Consider the following 21,018-nt stretch of genomic DNA (forward strand, 5'->3'; position numbering starts at 1 on the left):
AGGAATCGAACCATGTTAATGATCCGTCAAGAGCAAATGGCGGTGTTCGAGCAGGCCGTCGTCAAGAATTTCGCCAGCCGGGTGCATGAGCATCTGCAAAAATTTTTTCCCAAACATTGCGAGATCCTGGGCGATGATGGGACGCGCGCGGTCATTCGCCTGTGTTTGGAGCGGGCCGAGCGCTATCAACTGATTTCCGAGCGCGATATTTATCTTTACGTCAGCCTGATGTTTCTGTTGGGTAGCCATTTCGATGCAGACCCCCAATTGCCCTGGGTCGAGGAGTTGCTCAAGGATCAGGCGCCGGAAACGGCGCTGGTGCGCATGGCGCCGATTTACGATCAGGCGATGACGCTGCTTGATTCGATGGTCGGTCCGGAAAATGAGTATTTGCGCCAAACCATCGGCCTGTTTCAGCAACCGCAAGTGTTCGAAAGCCTGCCGGAAGCGCCCAGCATTGGTCACCGCTTGTTGTTGCTATTGCAAGCGTTGGCGCCGCAAAAATATCAAGCGCTGGGTGACGACATCCTGCGCAATTTGGTGCGTCACGGCTATGCCACCGCTAAGCAACACGATTTGACCACCGAACGTGGCGCGATGATCTATTTGTCGCTTGTGTTCGTGCTGGGCGCTGGCTTTGATCGCGATCCCCTATACCCGTGGGCGTCCGCTACCCTGACGCATCCGGATTTGAGCGACCCAAAGCAAAAGAGTGAGGCATTGTACGCGGCGGCGCGGAAGCACTTGGCGAAATGTCCGCCGGGTTGTTCCCAACGCGCTGATTTGACTGCGGACCTGGAGATGCGATCCGCCAAACTCTACCGGCGCATTATTGAAAAAGCGGATTAGCTGTTTCGGCTCCACTCTCTCCCCCGCGCGCGAGACCTAGCGGGTCTGCAAAGGGCGGAATCAGCTCGAATAAACGTCTTTGACTATTCCGCCCTTTATGATCTCACTGATTCTGAGCAGGCAACTTATACGCACCGCAACAGATGATAAGGTCATCTACTCTCTGAATGTAGGTTGTTTTCGGCTCTTCCTGCTTGCTTACCGGATTTAGATAAGTGTAATCCACCCATCCTGATCCCTTGGTTTTTGCAAGCTCGTTGATTTCCTTGCGGAACAGTTTCCCCTTGCTATCGGTTTTGTCCAGCAGGTTTACCCCGATCAACTTGGGGTTAGGGTGGCCGACCATCACGCCATCCATGTTGTAGGCGAAAACATAGAGATCGCCCTTAACGAACAAGCCATCAGGTTTGTTGAACTCGGCTAAGGCCTGATCCTTGCCTTGCTCGTTCAGGTAAACCACGGCTTTTTCCACCATCATCTTCGCTTCTTCTGGCGTACCCCGTTCAGCTGCGTAGGCTAATCCCATCATAGCGAAAAGGATGACTAACAACGTACCTGCGACTCCCCTAAACATATCGTCCTCCTTTGGACTTTCCATTAAGTTACTAAAGTCGAAACACTGTTTAGGCATCTTGTCCCAAGGGTAAAGAACTTCCACTGTTTTATGTTTATTATAGCAAAAAACTGGCTTTTTTCTGCGGTTTTTAGCACACAGGTTGTGCGACAGAAATCTAAGTGGGGGTTATGGTCTCGCAACCTGATTAGCCCGCATTCCAAACTACCCCGGCGCTTCGCGCCATCCCTCTTTCTTGAAAAGGAGGGGAATTCTGGAATGTGAGGCTATCAGCAAACAAGGCTATAGCTTTCCCTTTACGCCGGGGCAATCAATGGTTAGATTGACCGCCATTTTCGTTCCACTCACCCGACAATGAGATCGCATGGCCCAATACATCTACACCATGAACCGCGTGGGCAAGCTCGTACCGCCCAAGCGGGAAATCCTCAAGGACATTTCGCTGTCCTTCTTCCCCGGCGCCAAAATTGGCGTTCTGGGCCTGAACGGTTCCGGTAAATCCACCCTGCTGCGGATTATGGCCGGCGTCGATACTGATATTCTCGGCGAGGCTCGCCCCCAGCCGGGCATCCACATCGGGTTTCTGCCGCAGGAGCCGCACCTGGATACTGCCAAGGATGTGCGCGGTAATGTCGAGGAAGCGGTTGCGCCCATCAAGGCCGCGCAAGCCCGGCTTGATGAAGTCTACGCTGCTTATGCGGACCCCGATGCTGACTTTGACAAGTTAGCGGCTGAACAGGCGGATCTTGAAGCCTACCTGCAAACAACGGATGGTCATAACCTGGACCGCACTCTGGACGTCGCTGCGGATGCGCTGCGCCTGCCGCCCTGGGATGCGGATGTCGCCCAACTCTCCGGTGGTGAACGACGCCGGGTCGCGTTGTGCCGATTGTTACTGTCCAAACCCGACATGTTGTTGCTGGACGAACCGACCAATCACCTTGACGCTGAATCCGTGGCTTGGCTGGAGCGTTTCCTCCAGGAATATCCTGGTACTGTAGTGGCCGTGACCCATGATCGTTATTTCCTGGACAATGTCGCCGGCTGGATTCTGGAACTGGATCGAGGTCGCGGCATTCCCTGGGAAGGCAACTACTCGTCCTGGCTGGATCAGAAGGAGAAGCGTCTGGAGATCGAGGAGAAGCAGGAAACGGCGCATATCAAGGCAATGAAAGCCGAGCTGGAATGGGTGCGCGCCAATCCCAAGGGTCGCCACGCCAAGAGTAAGGCGCGCGTCGCCCGCTTTGAGGATCTGGAGTCGCAGGAATTTCAAAAGCGCAACGAAACCCAGGAACTCTATATTCCACCGGGGCCGCGCTTGGGTGATTTGGTCATCGAGGCGACGCACTTGCGCAAGGGTTTTGGCGACCGGTTACTGATTGAGGATCTGGACTTCAATCTGCCCAAGGGCGGCATCGTCGGCGTTATCGGCCCTAACGGCGCAGGTAAAACCACCCTATTTCGGATGCTGGTTGGACAAGAGCAACCCGACAGTGGAACACTGCGGATTGGCGATACCGTGAAGCTGGCCTATGTCGATCAATCGCGGGATAGTCTGGCGCCGAATAAGACGGTCTGGCAGGAAATCTCTGATGAACTGGATGTGATTGCTATCGGTAGTTATCAGACGAATTCCCGGGCTTATGTGGGGCGTTTCAACTTCAGGGGACCCGACCAGCAAAAGTTCGTTAAGGATCTGTCGGGTGGTGAACGCAACCGGGTGCATCTGGCCAAGTTGTTGAAGAGCGGCGGTAATGTGTTGCTGTTGGACGAACCGACCAACGACCTGGATGTGGAGACGTTGCGTGCGCTCGAAGAGGCGCTATTGGCGTTTGCCGGATGCGCGGTGATTATTTCCCATGACCGATGGTTCCTGGACCGCGTGGCTACCCATATCCTGGCGTTTGAAGGCGATTCCCAGGTGGTGTGGTTTGAAGGCAACTACGCGGATTATGAAGCCGACCGCAAGCGACGGTTGGGCGTGGAAGCGGATCAACCGCACCGGATCAAGTATCGAAAGCTGGCTTAGAGAGTCCAGGTTAAATATTTCCATGAAATAAATCTGGCTATTTGGGGTCTACAGAAGAACTAAAGTTATGAGGATGGACATCGTCATGCTAAGACCACTGATTCCCCAAGGTGAGGCTTTACGCCATGCGTTTCAATGGATCGCCGAGCAGGGGCATTGCACCCTCGCCACCGTTGAACAGGCCAGTTTGCGCTTTGATCTGACGCCGTGTGATGAGGAATTTCTGTTGCAACAGTTTGTTCATCACCACGGCGCGGCTAGCGATGCCGTGGCCGGTAGTGATTCGCCGTTTCCCGCAACCCTTCTCACGCAAACGGGCGGGGGGAATGCGCAATTCTACTGACTGTAGGAACCGGCCTGCTGGCAATCATTCGTAAAATCGCCAGCAAGTCGACGCCTACAAATCACGATTCACCGTTTCCGCATGGGCGGCAAGTCCGTACAAACGCCCTCGAAGACTTCGGCGGCCATGCCCACCGACTCACCCAGCGTCGGATGAGGATGGATGGTCTTGCCGATATCGACCGGATCACAGCCCATTTCAATCGCCAGCGCCAACTCGCTAATCAGATCGCCGGCATGTGTGCCAACGATGCCGCCGCCAATAATGCGATGGGTTTCCTCATCGAAAATCAGCTTGGTAAACCCTTCGTCGCGGGTATTGGCGATGGCGCGTCCGGAGGCCGCCCAGGGGAATTTACCGACGCCAACCTTGCAGCCTTGCTGTTTGGCTTCCGCTTCGGTCAGACCGACCCAGGCCACTTCGGGATCGGTGTAGGCCACGCCAGGAATGACTCGGGCGTCGAAGAAGCTCTTCTGGCCAGCGGCAGCTTCAGCGGCGACGTGCGCCTCATGCACGGCTTTGTGGGCCAGCATCGGTTGACCAACGATGTCGCCAATGGCGAAGATGTGCGGCACATCGGTGCGCATCTGTTTGTCCACGTTGATGAAACCTCGGTCTGTGACGGCAACGCCCGCCTTATCGGCGCTAATCTTGTTGCCATTGGGCGTCCTGCCAGCCGATTGCAGAATCAGGTCATATAACTGCGGCTCGGCGGGTGCATGGTCGCCTTCAAAGGTAACGAGCAGTCCTTCGGGCTTGGCCTCGACCGCGACCGTTTTAGTTTTTAGCATAATCTTGTCAAAGCGTGCGGCATTCTTCTTCTCCCACACTTTGACCAAATCGCGATCCGGCCCTTGCATGAGTGCATCCAGCATTTCGACGACTTCGATACGCGCGCCTAGCGTCGAATAGACCGTGGCCATCTCCAGCCCGATGATGCCGCCGCCCAGCACCAGCATCCGTTTCGGAATGAAGGGCAGTTCGAGCGCGCCAGTGGAGTCGACAATGCGCGGGTCGTCGGGAATGAAGGGTAAATGCACGGCCTGGCTACCAGCGGCGATAATGCAGTTCTGAAAACGGATAATCTTTTTATCGCCGGTCTTGTCCTGACCGGCGCCGGTCGTCAGTTCAACTTCCAGGTGATGGGGGTCGAGGAAGTGACCATAACCGCGCACGGTTTCTACCTTGCGCGCCTTGGCCATGCCGGCTAAGCCGCCCGTCAATTTGCTAACAACCTTGGCTTTGTGCGCGCGCAGTTTGTCAAGATCGACGGTCGGTGCGCCAAACGACACGCCTAGATCCGCAAAATGCGCTACTTCGTCCATGACCGCCGCAACGTGCAGCAGCGCCTTGGAGGGAATGCAGCCGACGTTCAGGCACACGCCGCCCAGGCTGGGATAGCGCTCCACGAGTACAGTCTTCATGCCGAGATCGGCGGAACGGAACGCAGCGGAGTAACCCCCGGGACCCGCGCCCAGCACCAGCATTTCACATTCGAGGTCAACTTGGCCGGAGAACACGCCCGCAACGGGCGCAGGGGCTGCGGGTTTGGGAGCCGGCGTAGATGTCTCTTGTCTGGCGGGAGCGGGACTGGGAGCCGCTTCAGCGGCTTCCACCGTGATAAGTAACGAACCCTCGGACACTTTGTCGCCAATTTTGATCTTGACCTCAGCGACATTGCCGGCGACCGTGGAAGGCACCTCCATGCTGGCTTTGTCCGATTCCAGGGTAATAATTGGGTCTTCAACCTTAATGGCGTCGCCAGGCTTGACGAATATTTCGATAACCGGTACGTCCTTGAAATCGCCGATGTCGGGGACTTTTACTTCAACCAATGGGTTCATAGTCTTGATCTTGTCTCGGGCTTGAACGGGGGCCGGCAGCGGTTTGCCGGGATTTGGAAAAAGTATAGTCGCTCAGATCATCGTTCACTTCATTCTTCGCCTGTGAACGTCAACACAACCTAATCCAGCAACCTCTTCAATCGTTGCAACTCCGCCATCGCCTGTTCCGAAGTCAGCATTTCGGGATCGAGATCGGCCAGCACGGCAACGACTGGGTGAACCTCCGCGCCGAATAAGGTCAATTGCGGCTTTACTTCTGGGCGCGCGGGTAATTCCCGGCGCAGCATTTGCCGCTCCAGCAGTCGCAGGCGCTGGCGGGCCTGCTGAATCACTACGGGCGGCACACCCGCCAGGGCGGCGACTTGCAGGCCATAGCTGCGGCTGGCTGGTCCATCTTGCACCCGATGCAGAAACACGATGCTGTCGCCATGCTCCGCCGCGTCCAGATGAATGTTGGCGATGCCCGATTGTTCGTCCGGCAGGCGGGTTAGCTCGAAGTAATGGGTCGCAAACAGGGTGAAAGCGCGCACAGTGCGGGCCAGGTGTGCGGCGCAGGCCCAAGCCAGCGCCAGACCGTCGAAGGTGCTGGTGCCGCGTCCAATTTCGTCGATCAGCACCAGACTGTGCGGTGTGGCGTTGTGCAGGATGTTGGCTGCTTCGCTCATTTCCACCATAAACGTCGAGCGCCCGCCGGCCAGATCGTCGGAGGCGCCGATGCGGGTGAAAATGCGGTCGATGGGGCCGATCACCGCACGTTCGGCAGGGACGAAGCTGCCCAGATGCGTCAGCAACACGATCAGGGCGGTCTGGCGCATGAAGGTCGACTTCCCCCCCAAATTTGGACCCGTAACGATTAGCATCCGGCGTTGTTCCGGTTCCAGATACAAGTCATTAGGGACAAACGGCTCGTCTAGCACCTGTTCGACGACAGGATGCCGTCCGGTGGTGATAGCGATACCGGGTTGGTCCACCAATTCTGGAGGATGCCACTGCAAAGCGGCGGCGCGTTCCGCCAGGTTGCTCAGCACATCCAGTTCCGCTAGGGCGGCGGCGCTGGCCTGCAAACCGGCCAATTGAATCCGCAATTGTTCCAGCAACCCGTCATACAGCGCCTTTTCCCGCGCCAGCGCCCGTTCCTGGGCGTGCAGCACCTTGTGTTCGAATTCCTGCAATTCCGGGATGATGTAGCGCTCTGCGCCTTTCAGGGTCTGTCGGCGATGGTAATCTGGCGGCACCGCCTGGGCTTGGGTGCGGCTGACTTCGATATAATAGCCATGCACCCGGTTGAAACCGACCTTGAGGTTGGTGATGCCGGTGCGCTGGCGTTCGCGGGCTTCGAGATCGATCAGGTATTGATCGGCGCGCTCGCTTAGCCCACGCAGTTCGTCCAGTTCGGCATCATAACCGAGCGCGATCACGCCGCCATCGCGGATGAGTTGCGGGGGATTTTGGACAATGGCGCGGTTCAACAGATCGCAGATTTCGGGATGGGTTCCAGCGCGTTGGGCCAATTCCCGCAGCAGGGGCGCGTCGCAGACTTTCAGAAACTGTTGCAGACCCGGCAGGCGACCGAGCGCGTCGGCCAGGGTGGTCAAATCGCGGGGCCGGGCCGATTTCAGGGCGACCCGGGCTAGAATGCGTTCGACATCGCCAGTTCCCCGGAGCACGCCGCGCAGGTATTCGTAACCGCCATTGTCCAGCAGTTGCCGGAGACTGGCGTGGCGCTGGCGCAGCAGGGTCTGGTCGCGCAGGGGCCGATGTATCCAGCGCCGCAGTAGTCGCGCACCCATCGGCGTCACGCAGCGGTCAAGGATGCCGAGGAGCGTGTGTTCCGGCGTGCCGCTCAGACTGTATTCGAGTTCCAGATTACGCCGACTGGCGGCGTCGAGAATCACACTGTCTTCGTGGCGTTCGACGCGCAATCCGGTGAGGTGTGGCAGCGCCGCCCGTTGGGTGTCCTTGACGTATTGCAGCAGGCAACCAGCGGCGGCGACTGCGATCGGTTGGTCGGCGCAGCCGAAGCCATCGAGATTGTGAACGGCGAATTGGTTGCACAACATCCGAGCTGCGCTGTCCCGGTCGAAATGCCAGGGCGCTTGCTGGCGCAGGCCGGGATGGTCGCGCCAAACGCCGGGTGGGGTGAAGTCTTCGGGAATCAGTAGTTCTGCCGGTTTCAAGCGCTCTAACTCGCTGAGCAAGGCGGTTTCGCTGTGCAGTTGGGTGACGGTGAACCGTCCACCGCTCAGGTCTAGATGAGCCAGACCCCAGGTGTTTTTGACCTGATGCAGCGCAGCCAGCAGGTTGTCGCGGTGCTCGTCGAGCAGGGCTTCGTCGGTCAGGGTGCCGGGGGTGACGATGCGCGTGACTCGGCGCTCGACCGGTCCCTTGCTGGTGGCGGGATCGCCGATTTGTTCGCAGATGGCCACGGATTGGCCAAGTTTAACCAGTTTGGCGAGGTAGCTTTCCACGGCGTGGAAGGGGACGCCGGCCATGGGGATGGGCGCGCCAGCGGACTGGCCGCGGGTGGTGAGGGTGATGTTGAGTAGTTCGGCGGCGTGCTGGGCGTCGGTGTAGAACAGTTCGTAGAAGTCCCCCATGCGGTAGAACAGCAGAATGCTGGGATGCTCGGCCTTGATGCGCAGGTATTGCTGCATCATCGGAGTGTGTTGGGAGAAGTCGGGATCGGGGGCGAGTGTTGCAGGTTTTTTCATGAGTGCAACCGAGGTAAGCAGTCGGTTTTTTCAGAGGCTCTGAATTGAAGCAATCGCTGTTCAGTGCGAGCTTGGAGGACGGATCAGGCTTTCGGCGGGAATGCCCAAGGTTTGAGGCTATTTTCGGCTCATGTTGAGGGCCATTCAGGCGTGAAAGACCTCATCCAGGCTGGCGGCGTCGAGAATGCGGTCACCCCACTGTTCAAGCTGTTCCGTCGTGGCCGAGCCGATACGCGCCACTAACTCGCTCGGCAAGGGGCCGAAACGCCGCGCCAACAACCGCTGCAACAGCAGAGCCTCGCCCTTCTCGATGCCCTTCTCGATGCCCTTCTCGATGCCCTTCTCGATGCCCTTCTCGATGCCCTTCTCGATGCCTTTCTCGATACCTTTCTCGATACCCTGTTGCTCATACTCGCGGGCCCATGTTTCAAACCGGTCAGTCAGCGTCATCTTTAACTCCTGCAAATCACGCACTTTCGGCAGCACCAGGCGGTTCTGGCTATGCCGCTGCACCATTGCTCGAATCCAGATCGCAAAAATCCGCTTGAGTTCGGGATTCTCTCCCAGCCAGTCATTCAACAGATCGATCAATTCGATCAACGAAACAGCGCGGTCGGGGCGCTCAAACCGCATCGCCGCCGCGACCAGGTTTTGCATCTTCGCCAGTTCAGCGACCGGGTAGCGGTGCTCGTCAATCAGCAGATATTCCATCTGCGGCAGATACTGGGCCACTAACCCCGGAACCTTAGGGATCAGGTCAGCGATGTTGGTCTTGGCGGTCCATTTTCGATCACCGTTATACAACACGATGGGCAGCACCGGCGGCAGACGCCGCTTGGGCAACACCTGCTTTTGCCGGATCAGATCCTGATACAGCAAGCCGACGTAGGTCATGATGCGCACCGCCATCCAGGCGTCGACGGTACTCTGGAATTCGATCAGCAGGTAGAGATAAACCCATTCTCCGTCCACCTTCACCCGCCACACGATGTCATCCGCCCGATCACGCAGATCGTCGGTGATGTAGCTGCCCGAGACCCGTTCCAGGGTGCGGTAGTCCAGGCGATGCAACCAGGTGTCCGGGATGAAACCGAGAATAAGGTCGCGCACCACTTCCGGGGCGGCGAACAAGGTTTTGTACGAAGCGTCGTCTTCGTGGTTCATGGCTTATCGTAGCGCGCTTTGACGGAGTGCGCAGCCCCGGTTGGAGGCATTTGCGCAAGGAGAGGCGGTCTTGGTGCGCCTGAGGCCGGGGCCGGTTTTGTCAGAAAATTTTACAGCGCTTTTGGGCCTGATCACGGATTTAAGCGGAAAAAGGATTAGTGTAAGGATTCATGCAGAATCAGAACTATAAAAACAAGCCATTGATAATAGAGATTTATTTCCATTATCACCAAAAGGTGAACCATCGGATATTGTGATGAGGATTAAGGTGATCCTTTTTCCTCGGCAAAACAGATATTTTCAAGTAAATGATTTTTATAAAAATAATTATTTAAATTTCGTAACCCTTTATCCCCAGTTTCGATTTCGCTTAAATCCTTACACTGGCCCAAAAAGGCGTTTGAAGCAAAGGGCTATCAGAAAATTTTACAGTGGCGTTTCGTTTAATTCAGCTCTTTCCGTGCCTCGTGCAGATCCGCGAGCAGCTGAGACGACAGATAGCGCAATCCCTCCACATCCAAGGACTGGATGTAGGCATCATCAATCTGTCGGAGGTTATAATCACTCAGGCGCATGGATGGATCAAAACACGGTAACCGGGTCGGTCACGAGGCGCGAATCAGCCTTCAGTGTCCCACGGCGCTCAACCAAAAGGAAGGGGGGTCTGAATGCTTACCGACGAACTTTGATTCCGGGAAAATTTACAGGATGAGATAGGTTTTAACCTGTTCATTCAGCGTGATCATTTACTTATTACTGAGTCATGGACCAGAACATTGAGCAAAGCTCGAACGATCTACGTTTGCGCCGAATGCGGTGCGCAAGCCAGCAAATGGTCCGGTCAATGTGGCGATTGCGGGGCCTGGAACACTCTCCAGGAGACCGTGGCCACGCCGCCAACCAAGGCTGGAATGAAGCCGGTTGGTTACGCTGGTGCAACCGCGGGGGAAGTCCGTAATTTGGCTGAGGTGGACGCAGCGGCGGAAATCCGCCAGTCCTGCGGCAATGGCGAACTGGACCGGGTGCTGGGCGGCGGACTGGTGCAGGGTTCGGTAACGCTAATTGGCGGCGATCCCGGCATTGGTAAATCCACCTTGCTATTGCAGGTTCAAGCCGTACTGGCTCAACGCGATCGCACCCTCTACGTCAGCGGCGAGGAATCCCCTCAACAGATCAGTCTGCGCGCCCAGCGCCTGCAATTGTCCCGCGACCGCTTGCGTCTGTTGCCCGAGATCAATGTTGAGCGCATTCTGGCGACCGCTGAAATCGAACAACCCCAGGTCATGGTCATCGACTCGATTCAGACCGTCTATACCGAGCGCTTGCAATCCGCGCCAGGTTCGGTGGCGCAAGTGCGCGAAAGCGCAGCGCAACTGGTGCGTTTCGCCAAGGCCACCGGCACCGCCCTGTTTCTGGTCGGCCATGTCACCAAGGAAGGCGCAATTGCCGGTCCGCGGGTGCTGGAGCACATGGTCGACACCGTGCTGTATTTCGAGGGCGATCCCAGTGGCCGGTTAAGAGTACTGCGGGCGGTGAAAAACCGCTACGGTCCGGTCAACGAACTGGGCGTATTCGCCATGACCGAGGATGGACTCAAAGAGGTCAGTAATCCTTCGGCGATCTTTCTCTCCCGCCATGACACGCCGGTCGCTGGCAGCGTGATTATGGTGACCCGCGAAGGCACTCGGCCTTTGTTGGTCGAAATTCAGGCGCTGGTGGATGAGTGTCACGGTAGCCATCCGCGTCGGGTGACGCTGGGGCTGGAGCAGAACCGCCTGGCGATGTTGCTGGCCGTATTGCATCGACACGGTGGCGTGGCGATGTACGATCAGGATGTTTACGTCAATGCCGTCGGCGGCGTGCGGATCAATGAGACGGCGGCGGATTTGGCGGTGTTGCTGGCGGCGTTGTCCAGTTTTCGCGACCGGCCGTTGCCGACCGATCTGGTGGTTTTCGGTGAAGTCGGACTGGCGGGCGAAATTCGCCCGGTGCCTAATGGTGAAGAACGCTTGCGGGAAGCCGCCAAGCATGGTTTCAAACAAGCCATTGTGCCTAAAGCGAATGCGTCGCGCCGTGGCGGTAAACGGATTGATGGGCTGGAAGTACGCGGCGTGAGTCGGTTGAGTGAGGTCATGGGTGACATTTGAAAATCATCTGTCGCCTATTGCACTTTCATCTGGTCTTTTTCATATATCAATACCTGTTTATTACCGCAATTAATTGTCTTTTTAGGCGGGCCATTAATTTTAATTAATTCCTCTGCTGATATCCTGTAAATAGGATCAGCATTTTTTGGAATAATAGCAAAGTCATAAGTTGGCCTGAAAAATTTTTTTGAGGTGATCCATCTATGTTCTTCAAGGTTGCCAAAGTGTTGGGCTAATGTGATGTTAGCTTTGCTAAAAGCTTGTATGTATTTTGCATCCCAATATTGGGCAATACCGTTGTTTAGCTGTTCTTGAAATAAATAGGTATCAATACATGATATTTCATGTGGGTAGTGATTTTTACTAATTCCATTATTTTTTATTAAATCAAGAGCATTAAAGCTAAGCAGCGTGATGATAATGATGGAAACAGCGCTTCCAAGGTAGAAGAATTTATTTTTTATAATATAGGTGCTTATTACGACTCCAATAATAACTGGCCAAGAAAAAGCCGGGATAAAGTATCTAGCAGTGACTGGGAGGTTGGTAGTGAGTAAAACTATAGAGAGTGTTGTTCCAGCAGAAGATAATAAAAAAATTTTTACATAAAATATCTCTTTAGGGAAACCAAATGACTGCCCTTTTCTGATTGGAGTAAATATATATAAAAAGCAAAATAAGTAAAAAGCCGAAAAGTAAAAGGCGAAAATTGGTGATTTAATAAATAAATTTTTAATAATTTTAAATACTTCAATGAAGTTAGTTATTATTTTCTCTGTACCAATAATAATTGGATACATCGTCCGGTTTTCGATAACAAGAGAGTATGACAGTAATCCGAGTATCCCAAACACAATGGGAAATATGTAAAGGTATATATTTTCTTTTAACTCCTGTTTGATCAGTAAATTAAAAATAAAAATTGACGCAAATAGCGGAATTAAAAACTGTATCAAAAATAAACTATCGGAAGCTGTTGTAATAAATGACAGACAGCATAAATAGAAAATCATCCTGTTTTTTTGTTCAGTGTCTTTGCAATGAAAGTATCTTATTGTGATATTCAAGCTAATTATTTCGACTAGGAACGCGCCATAGTGATGTGCGCTAATGAGAATTAAAGTGTAGGGTTCTCCTGCATTTAAAGAAAGCCAAATGAATATAATAGTTGCTAAGGTGGCAGTACAGAAAATATCTTTACAAGAAAATTCTCTTGCGGTAAATAAGATTGCTATAAATGTAAGGATAACTTGAAAACATGAATAAATAGCAATTTTTTGATAGAAATTTTCACCTAAATAATAAATCATGAAAAATGCGATATAGTCTGGAAAAAAATAAGGCGCAGGTGTTAAATACCAATCATTAATATTTCCACCATTTTTAAGTATGTTTTCAAATAAAATGGGTAGATAAAGAGCATCTGCATTAAAAAGATGTGATTGAACAGGATGTCCGCTGATATAATGAATAAATAGAAGGATAACTGAGTAAGTTAGAATTATAAAAGAGATAAAGAACTTTAAATTTAAATGGCCTAGGCGACACTTAATTCTGTCGATCATATTCTGGCTGTTGGCGCTACCTCTCATGTAGTATCCACCCCCAGCGTTCGGCAATGAAAATCTCATGCGGGTTGAAGCGCGCCTTGTAGGCCATCTTGGCGCACGGTTCGACCCAATAGCCCAGGTAAACCCAGTCCAGACCCAATTGCTGTGCTTCGGCGATTTGCCATAAGACGGCGAACGTACCCAGTCCGCGTGCTTCTTCCTGTGGATCGAAGAACGTGTAAACTGCTGATAGCCCATCGTCCAATCGATCCACCACGGCCACTGCCAGCAACCTTCGGTCAGAGCGGAACTCACAGAGCCAGGTCGGGCACCAGCGCGAGGCGACGAATGACCAGTAGTTGCCGGGACTGGCTGGATCCATGCCGCCCCCAGCGTGGCGCACCCGGATATAGCGGGCGAACAAGGCAAAGTGTTCATCCTGGAATTCCGCTTCCAACACGCGGGCTTGCAAATCCTGATTGCGCATCCAGACCCGGCGTTGCGCGCGATTGGGTTGAAAGCGCGCGACAGGAACGCGCAGCGACCGGCACGCCGTGCATCCTCGACAGTGCGGCCGGTAAACATGTTCACCACTGCGTCGGAAACCGAGCGCCGCTAGTTGGGTGTAAAGTGGGTTGTCCGTGACGGCTGGATCGGCGACCAGATTGCGCGCCAGCCGGTCGGGCAGATAACTGCACGAATAATCAGTGGTCAGGAACATCCGCAGGTCGTACAGCGAGTCACGAGGATTGCTCATGAGGAGTGCGCCCGAGGAGTCGCCAGCAGATCAGTGAATAGATCAGGATCCAGTTCCCAGGGACCCTCCTGCCCCGGCAGTGGGCAGAAGCGTTCCAGCAATTCCAGAAACAGTTCCCGGGGAATGTCCGTTGCACCCATGCGCAGCAAATGATCGGTGCGTACCTGGCAATCAATGACCGCGAATTCCCAACGATGGAGCTGACGCGCCAGTGCCGCCAGCGCCACCTTTGAGGCGTTGCTGACCCGGCTGAACATGGATTCGCCGTAGAACACTCGGCCTACTGCCACGCCGTACAGTCCGCCAACCAGTTCGCCCTGAATCCAGGTTTCGACAGAGTGCGCATGACCCAGTCGGTGCAATCGGCAGTAGGCGCGCAGCATCTCCGGCGTGATCCAGGTGCCCTCGCTCGGTCCGCGCGGCGCGGCGCAGGCGGTCATAACCGCTTTAAAAGTCGTGTCGGCTGTGACGATGAATGGACCATTCCGCAAGGTCTTGCGCAGGCTGCGCGAGATTTGCAGGTATTCCGGGAGTAGCACCAGACGTGGATTCGGTGACCACCACAGAATTGGCTGACCGGATGAGTACCAGGGAAAAACCCCGTGTCGGTAGGCGCGCAGCAAGCGGCGTGGACTCAGGTTGCCGCCGGCGGCCAGCAGACCGTCGGGTTCGATCAGAGCGCGGTCGGTATGGGGAAAAGGCTGGTTGTCATCATGGGGATCCAGCCATGGCAGGGGCATCAGACGTTACCTTATCACGATAGGGCGAGTGTTGTAGCCAGTGTTGAGCATAGTCGCGTAGGGCCGGCGTTTCCCGCTTCAGGAAATCGGCGATCGCCCGGCGAAAGCCCGGATGGGCGATCCAATGGGCTGAATGAGTCAGCGTCGGCAAAAAACCCCGGTGGATTTTATGCTCACCCTGAGCGCCTGGTTCAAAACGTTGTAAACCTTGTTCAATACAATATTCCAGTCCCTGATAATAGCAGGCTTCAAAGTGCAAACTGTCATAATCCGCCCGGCAACCCCAGTGGCGGCCATACAGGGTATCGGCGCTGCGAAAACTGATGGCGCCGGCTACTTCACGACCATGAGCGAAAGCCAGCACCAGCATGATGCGCTCGCCTAGCGTCGTCGCGATGTCCTGGAAGAACGGTAAAGTAAGGGTTGGGATGCCACCGAGCCGATGGAAAGTCGATTGATAAAACGCATGGAGAGTGCGCCATTGCGCATCGTTCGCCTCGCGTCCGGACAGGATGCGCATCTCCAGTCCCGCCTCGCGCACCAGTCGGCGTTCACGGTTGATGTTCTTGCGGCGTTTGGCGGTTAGCGCGTCGAGAAAATCCTGGAAATCCCGATAGCCCCGGTTGCGCCAGTGAAACTGGCAGCCGAGCCGGGTCAGGAAGCCCTGTTTCCGCATGGGTTCCAGGTCAGTCAATGTGGGAAACAGCCAGTGGATCGAGGATAGCCCATAGCAGCGGCTTTCTTCCAGTACGAACTCGACCATGAGCCGTGCAGTGACGTCCGGTTGCGGTTGGTGCGGGGCCAACAGGAGGCGGGGGCCAGTGGCGGGAGTGTAGGGAATTGCCCCGACCAGTTTAGGGTAGTAGGACAAGCCTTGCTGCCGGTAGGCTTCCGCCCAGCCCCAGTCGAAGACGAATTCGCCATAGGAATTGTATTTGAGATACAGGGGCGCTGCGCCCAGCAAGCATTCATTATCGTCCCGGGCGGTGATATGCCAGGGCAACCACCCAGTCTGCTCGCCCACGCAACCGTGCTGTTCCAGGGCGCTTAGGAACTCGTGACTTAGAAACGGATTCTGATCGGGGACGAGCGCGTTCCACTCGGTGGCGGGGATGTGGCTCAGGCTATCGAGACGTGCAAGGCGCATATTCCAGAGTAGACGGTGTCGGGGATGGACGGGTTATTTGGAACCTGGAACGGCGGATCGGTTCACCTTGCCGGGTTAGCGCTTGTCAAGCTATGGATGGTGGGTGGTTGGCGTTTCAGAGTAAAAGGTCTAAAGTTGCCAGTCTTGGCCAGAGAGGCTATGTTACATTTTAATTCACCACCGGCAAAATCCCATGCAGCCATGAGTCAGACGACTTCACTTGATAAAAACCGGATCAAGATTCTATTGCTTGAAGGTCTTCATCCCAGCGCCGTGGAAGCGTTCCAGGCGGATGGTTATACCAATATTGATTATCGGCCTAAATCACTGCCTGAAACGCAATTGCTGGAGGCTGTCAGTGACGCCTATTTTATTGGTATCCGTTCGGCGACCGCACTGACAGCGCGCGTTTTTGAACAAGCTCCACGCTTGATTGGCGTTGGCTGCTTCTGCATCGGCACCAACCAAGTCGACCTGGATGCGGCCCAGGAGCGCGGCATCCCGGTATTTAATGCGCCTTTTTCCAACACCCGCAGCGTGGCGGAACTGGTGCTGGCGGAAATTGTATTGTTGCTGCGCGGTATTCCGCAGCGCAATGCCGCTGCGCATCGCGGCGGCTGGGTCAAGACCGCCACCGGGTCCCACGAGGCGCGTGGCAAATGCCTGGGCATCGTCGGTTATGGTCATATCGGCACCCAGGTGGGATTGTTGGCCGAGGCGCTTGGGATGCGCGTGGTGTTTTACGATATCGAGACTAAGCTGGCTCTGGGTAACGCACAGCCATTGCCATCCTTGGAAGGGGTGTTGGAAGTCGCCGATGTAGTGACCCTGCATGTTCCGGAAACACCGCAGACTTACTGGATGATCGGGGCCGAGCAATTGGCGCGAATGAAACCGGGCGCTTGCCTGATCAACGCCGCGCGGGGAACCGTGGTGGACGTTGATGCATTGACGGCAGTGCTGGAGTCAAAACGGTTGGCCGGCGCGGCCATTGATGTTTTTCCAGTGGAGCCGAAAGCAAATGAGGATGAGTTTGTCTCCCCATTGCGCGTATTTGATAATGTACTTCTCACTCCTCACGTCGGCGGCAGCACCGAGGAAGCGCAGCAGAATATTGGTCTGGAAGTGGCCGGTAAATTACTCAAGTATAGCAATAATGGTTCGACCCTGAGCGCGGTCAATTTTCCGGAAGTGTCGTTGCCTGAGCATCCCAGCAAGCATCGGTTGTTGCATATTCACCGCAACCAGCCGGGTGTATTGTCGCAAATCAACGCCATTTTCTCCGAAGAGCAGATTAATATCGCTGGCCAATACCTGCAAACCAACACCCAGATCGGTTATGTGGTGATTGACATCGATGCCCACGGACGCGCGGAAACCCAGCAGTTGCGGAAACGGCTGGAGGCAGTCGCCGGCACGCTGCGGACCCGGATTTTGTATTAATGGAATAGGGAATTAGGGTTTTCTGATCTTGAGGGTGCGTCATGTCGCTACGGGATGAATTGCTGAAAGCGGGACTGGTGTCGGCGGACAAGGCGAAAAAACAGGCTTCCGATACGCGCAAACAGGATCATCAGCGTAAGAAGAATAAAGCTCTAGCTGAGGAGGAAGCAGCGCGCCAGGCCGAGGTGCGTCGTCAGGCCGAGGCCGAGGTGACGCTTAAGCGTGAGCATGACCGGCAGTTGAATCTGGAGCGAGAGGCTGGGAAACAGCGCCGGGAGCGGGTAGCCCGAATCCGGCAATTGATTGATACCCATCGGTTGAATGAGCCAGATGCCGAGATTCAGTATAATTTTCTCGATAGTGACGGCTACTGGATTCGCGCCATTCGGGTGACTCCCGCCCAACGCAAGGGTTTGGCTATGGGACGGTTGGCGATTGTTCGCGGTGATCGTCATGAATTTGATTTTGCATTGGCGTCACGGGAAACCGCCATCAAACTGCAAGAGTTTGCCCCGGAACGGCTGCTAACACTGCACTCTGAAAGTGAGAATTTGGAAGAGACGAACAACGCTGATGGCCATGAAACCGTATAACAAATCAATCTTGCTTGTGGGGTTTAACTTGATGATATGGAATCTCTAATGGGTAACTCATCTGGAATCAACGGGGATCCGAGTTCAGTGCATCCTGATGTGGATCCCACCACGTCCCGTCGCCGTCATAATCGTGCGCTTCCTCGTGATTACGGCTCCCGATCCCATTCTTGGAGTCGGCGTAGTAGATTGTTATTGTTGATAATTATTGTATTGGTTGTGATCGATTTCTTCACGGCGTTGCTGCTGGGAACTCATGTTTATCGTTTGAACCATGAGAATTTGGCATTACGCGCTAACTTGGCGCGAGCCGAGAATGAATTGCACAAAGTTGCGCCTGAATTGGAGCAGTTACGGATCGATCTGGAAAAACTGATCCGCGGCAAACTACCCCGCCTGCGTGAGCTAAAATATGATCGGGTTTTGCCGCTGGATGAGGCTTATTTAAAGAACATTACCTTTACCGAGATCATTAACCGGGACAGCCGGGCGCATGAATATAAGTTAGTGGTGCAAAATAATACTTCAGCGCCGCTTTGGCCAGAAATTCAATTGTTGGTCTTTAACGAACTCGGTATTCAAGTGGGAAAAGCTGAGATTGGCACGTCGGATCCGAATGCGCTTAAGGCAGGTAGTCTGGGCGTTGGCGAAGTGCGTTCCTATTCGGCAGTCATTCAATTCCTGGATAAAAATGCCATACCCGCCTATTTCATGTTGCGTATTTCAGAATGGACAAAAAACCCGGTTCAATCTCTTGAGTTAGAAACTAAAGGGAAATAATAATTTATAATTTCTTATATCATCATCTAACTACTTAGTCTCCTCAATAAAAGTTACCCTTCCATAACAACCCTCTCTCCATCATAGAGAGAGGGAGCATCCATATCTAATGCCTGAGTTCATCAGGCCGTATTCGCTACCATGGCAAAGACCATAACCGTCCACGGCTCCATCTGGAAATCGTCATTTTTATCCAGCAGGAACTCACTAGGCGTCAGCTGTGGCCGCGAGGTGTCAATCAGGCAGCGCCATTGAACAGCGCCACGCACTGTCGGCATGCGAAATGGAATGACCGTATGACTGGCATTTAGAATAACCAACAGGTTATCATCGGTTTCCGGGTAACCATCCGGCGTAAAATACTCACCGGCGTCACCCGCCAGAAGCATACCTAGACAGCGCGCCTTGGGTTCCTGCCAATGATAGTCGCTCATCGCGCCACCGCCCGGACTGATCCATTCGATATCCCGTAACTCGCTGGTTTTTGAAACCTGCAAGCCATGCAGAAAGCGCGTGCGGCGCAGTACAGGACGTTCCTGGCGCAAATTGATCAATCGGCGAACGAAATCCAGAAATTCCTGTTCCTCGTCCGAGATATTTTTCCAGTCCAGCCAGTTAATCTCATTATCCTGGCAATAGGCATTATTGTTGCCGCCCTGACTGCGGCCGAATTCATCGCCGGCCAGCAGCATCGGGGTCCCCTGGGCCAGCAGCACGGAAGCCAGCATATTACGCCGTTGGCGCAAGCGCATTTGCCGGATATCCGGATTATCCGTCGGCCCCTCGATTCCATGATTATAACTGAAATTGGAAGGATGTCCGTCGCGGTTGTCCTCGCCATTAGCTTCATTATGCCGATCGTTATAGCTGACCAAATCCACCAAGGGGAAGCCGTCATGACTAGCAATATAATTCACCGAGGCCCAGGGACGGCGGCAGTCGTGCTCAAACAAATCGCTGGAAGCCAGCAGGTTAGACGCCAACAGTCCTAACATGCCATCGTGTCCGCACCAGAACCGGCGCACAGTATCCCGGAAGCGGTCGTTCCATTCCGCCGTGCCTGCCGGAAAGCCGCCTAATTGATAGCCGCCGGGTCCGATATCCCAAGGTTCGGCAATGATTTTAACGTGGGACATGGCCGGATCTTGGCGAATGGCGTCGAAAAAGCCGCCTCCCCGGTCATAGCCGTGGGTCTCCCGTCCCAAAGTCACCGCCAGATCAAAACGAAAACCATCCACATGCATCTCATTGACCCAGTAGCGCAGGCTGTCCATGACCATTTGCAGTACGCGAGGGTGAATCAAATTTAGCGTATTGCCACAACCAGTGTCGTTGATGTAGTGGCGACGATCGTCGGGCAGCAGTCGGTAATAAGAGGCGTTGTCAATTCCCCGGAAACTCAAGGTAGGGCCGAATTCATTGCCTTCGGAGGTATGATTGTAAACCACATCCAGCAGCACTTCGATGCCGGCGTCATGCAGGCGCTTGACCATAGTCTTGAATTCCGCCAAGTCGCCGCCGCTCAGGTAGCGCGGTTCCGGAGCGAAAAAGCACAGGGTGTTGTAACCCCAATAGTTGCGCAAACCCCGGTCGGTGAGAAACCGGTCGTCAACAAAGGAGTGAACCGGCATCATCTCTACAGCAGTCACCCCCAGTGATTGAAGGTACTTGATGATTTCCGGATGCGCCATTCCTGCAAAGGTGCCACGCAGGTGATGAGGGATACCCTCATGCTGGATTGTAAAACCGCGCACATGGGTTTCATAGATGATGCTTCGTGACCAGGGGATTTCTGGTAAATGGTCGCCTTCCCAGTTAAAGCTGGTATCGACGACGACGCATTTCAGCATATCCCGGGCGTTGTCGCGCGTATCGAACGACATGTCCCCATTATGATGACCTACCTGGTAACCGCAGTGCTCATCACGCAAATGCAACGAGCCATAAAACTGTTTTGCATAGGGATCTAGCAACAACTTGTGATGATTGAAACGATGGCCTAACTGCGGCTCGTAGGGTCCCGAGACACGGTAGCCATACAAGGCACCAGGCCATAATCCTGGCACATAGCCATGCCAGACCTGGTCGGTATGTTCGGGAAGCACTAATCGCTCGATTTCGCGCTGACCAGAAGAATCGAACAAGCACAATTCAATTTTTTCGGCATGGGCAGAGAACAGCGCGAAATTGACACCTTTACCGTCCCAAGTCGCGCCAAGTGGATAGGATTTGCCTGGCCATACGCGAGCGCGCGATGACATGATAGAACCTCCAGTGGCTTAAATGAATGATTAATATAATCAGATAATTAATCTTAATCTTGAGTGTTGTCTTGCAGAAGCTTTAA

16 protein-coding genes are annotated in these 21,018 nt (G+C 54.3%); 7 read left to right on the top strand and 9 right to left on the bottom strand.

Translation table 11 applies throughout. From position 1 onward, the window contains the following. Nucleotides 1-12 precede the first annotated feature (12 nt). Nucleotides 13-849 (top strand): hypothetical protein, encoded by an 837-nt coding sequence (locus H6973_13335; GenBank protein ID MCP5126571.1) that lies wholly within the window; start codon nt 13-15, stop codon nt 847-849. A gap of 103 nt (nt 850-952) precedes the next feature. Here H6973_13335 and H6973_13340 read toward each other — a convergent pair whose 3' ends face one another. After that, the gene (locus H6973_13340; GenBank protein ID MCP5126572.1) at nt 953-1,423 is read right to left on the bottom strand and encodes a cache domain-containing protein; all 471 of its coding nucleotides are present in this window, start codon (nt 1,421-1,423) and stop codon (nt 953-955) included. Between the two features lie 364 nt (nt 1,424-1,787). Between H6973_13340 and ettA the strand changes: the two genes are divergently transcribed. Then, entirely contained in the window at nt 1,788-3,452 is a 1,665-nt protein-coding gene (gene ettA / locus H6973_13345) for an energy-dependent translational throttle protein EttA (GenBank protein ID MCP5126573.1), read from the top strand. 85 nt (nt 3,453-3,537) lie between these two features. Continuing rightward, nucleotides 3,538-3,795, top strand: coding sequence for a hypothetical protein (locus H6973_13350; GenBank protein ID MCP5126574.1), 258 nt, complete (start codon nt 3,538-3,540; stop codon nt 3,793-3,795). A 68-nt stretch (nt 3,796-3,863) separates the two neighbouring features. Here H6973_13350 and lpdA read toward each other — a convergent pair whose 3' ends face one another. The 3 genes from lpdA to H6973_13365 form a co-directional block, all read right to left on the bottom strand. Then, entirely contained in the window at nt 3,864-5,639 is a 1,776-nt protein-coding gene (gene lpdA, locus H6973_13355) for a dihydrolipoyl dehydrogenase (protein MCP5126575.1), read from the bottom strand. 119 nt (nt 5,640-5,758) lie between these two features. After that, a complete protein-coding gene (mutS, locus tag H6973_13360) occupies nt 5,759-8,350 on the bottom strand; it encodes a DNA mismatch repair protein MutS (protein ID MCP5126576.1) in 2,592 nt (863 codons plus the stop codon). A gap of 144 nt (nt 8,351-8,494) precedes the next feature. Further along, nucleotides 8,495-9,514, bottom strand: coding sequence for an Rpn family recombination-promoting nuclease/putative transposase (locus H6973_13365; protein MCP5126577.1), 1,020 nt, complete (start codon nt 9,512-9,514; stop codon nt 8,495-8,497). A gap of 776 nt (nt 9,515-10,290) precedes the next feature. Here H6973_13365 and radA point away from each other — a divergent pair. Then, complete coding sequence (radA, locus tag H6973_13370; GenBank protein MCP5126578.1) at nt 10,291-11,661, top strand: DNA repair protein RadA; 1,371 nt, start codon at nt 10,291-10,293, stop codon at nt 11,659-11,661. A gap of 14 nt (nt 11,662-11,675) precedes the next feature. Here the strand turns inward: radA and H6973_13375 are convergent, their stop codons facing one another. From H6973_13375 to H6973_13390, 4 genes are read right to left on the bottom strand one after another with little or no spacing between them, the layout of a single operon-like run. Beyond that, nucleotides 11,676-13,226, bottom strand: a complete 1,551-nt coding sequence (locus H6973_13375; GenBank protein ID MCP5126579.1) for a hypothetical protein — start codon at nt 13,224-13,226, stop codon at nt 11,676-11,678. 16 nt (nt 13,227-13,242) lie between these two features. Beyond that, complete coding sequence (locus tag H6973_13380) at nt 13,243-13,968, bottom strand: arginyltransferase (protein ID MCP5126580.1); 726 nt, start codon at nt 13,966-13,968, stop codon at nt 13,243-13,245. Beyond that, entirely contained in the window at nt 13,965-14,708 is a 744-nt protein-coding gene (locus H6973_13385) for a leucyl/phenylalanyl-tRNA--protein transferase (protein MCP5126581.1), read from the bottom strand. Before H6973_13385 ends, H6973_13380 begins: the two co-directional genes overlap by 4 nt. Continuing rightward, nucleotides 14,680-15,855, bottom strand: a complete 1,176-nt coding sequence (locus tag H6973_13390) for an N-acetyltransferase (GenBank protein ID MCP5126582.1) — start codon at nt 15,853-15,855, stop codon at nt 14,680-14,682. The genes H6973_13385 and H6973_13390 overlap by 29 nt, the downstream gene beginning before the upstream one ends. Before the next feature lie 201 nt (nt 15,856-16,056). Between H6973_13390 and serA the strand changes: the two genes are divergently transcribed. From serA to H6973_13405, 3 genes are all read left to right on the top strand, one after another. Continuing rightward, nucleotides 16,057-17,298 carry a phosphoglycerate dehydrogenase gene (gene serA, locus H6973_13395; protein MCP5126583.1) on the top strand — a complete coding sequence of 414 codons (1,242 nt, stop codon included), beginning with the start codon at nt 16,057-16,059 and terminating at the stop codon, nt 17,296-17,298. Between the two features lie 41 nt (nt 17,299-17,339). After that, nucleotides 17,340-17,891 carry a DUF2058 family protein gene (locus tag H6973_13400; protein MCP5126584.1) on the top strand — a complete coding sequence of 184 codons (552 nt, stop codon included), beginning with the start codon at nt 17,340-17,342 and terminating at the stop codon, nt 17,889-17,891. A 195-nt stretch (nt 17,892-18,086) separates the two neighbouring features. Then, complete coding sequence (locus H6973_13405) at nt 18,087-18,671, top strand: hypothetical protein (GenBank protein ID MCP5126585.1); 585 nt, start codon at nt 18,087-18,089, stop codon at nt 18,669-18,671. Nucleotides 18,672-18,793: 122 nt separating this feature from the next. Here the strand turns inward: H6973_13405 and glgX are convergent, their stop codons facing one another. Further along, the gene (glgX, locus tag H6973_13410; protein ID MCP5126586.1) at nt 18,794-20,932 is read right to left on the bottom strand and encodes a glycogen debranching protein GlgX; all 2,139 of its coding nucleotides are present in this window, start codon (nt 20,930-20,932) and stop codon (nt 18,794-18,796) included. Between the last annotated feature and the right edge of the window lie 86 nt (nt 20,933-21,018).

The sequence above is a fragment of the Gammaproteobacteria bacterium genome, from assembly GCA_024235095.1.
Lineage (GTDB): Bacteria > Pseudomonadota > Gammaproteobacteria > Competibacterales > Competibacteraceae > UBA2383.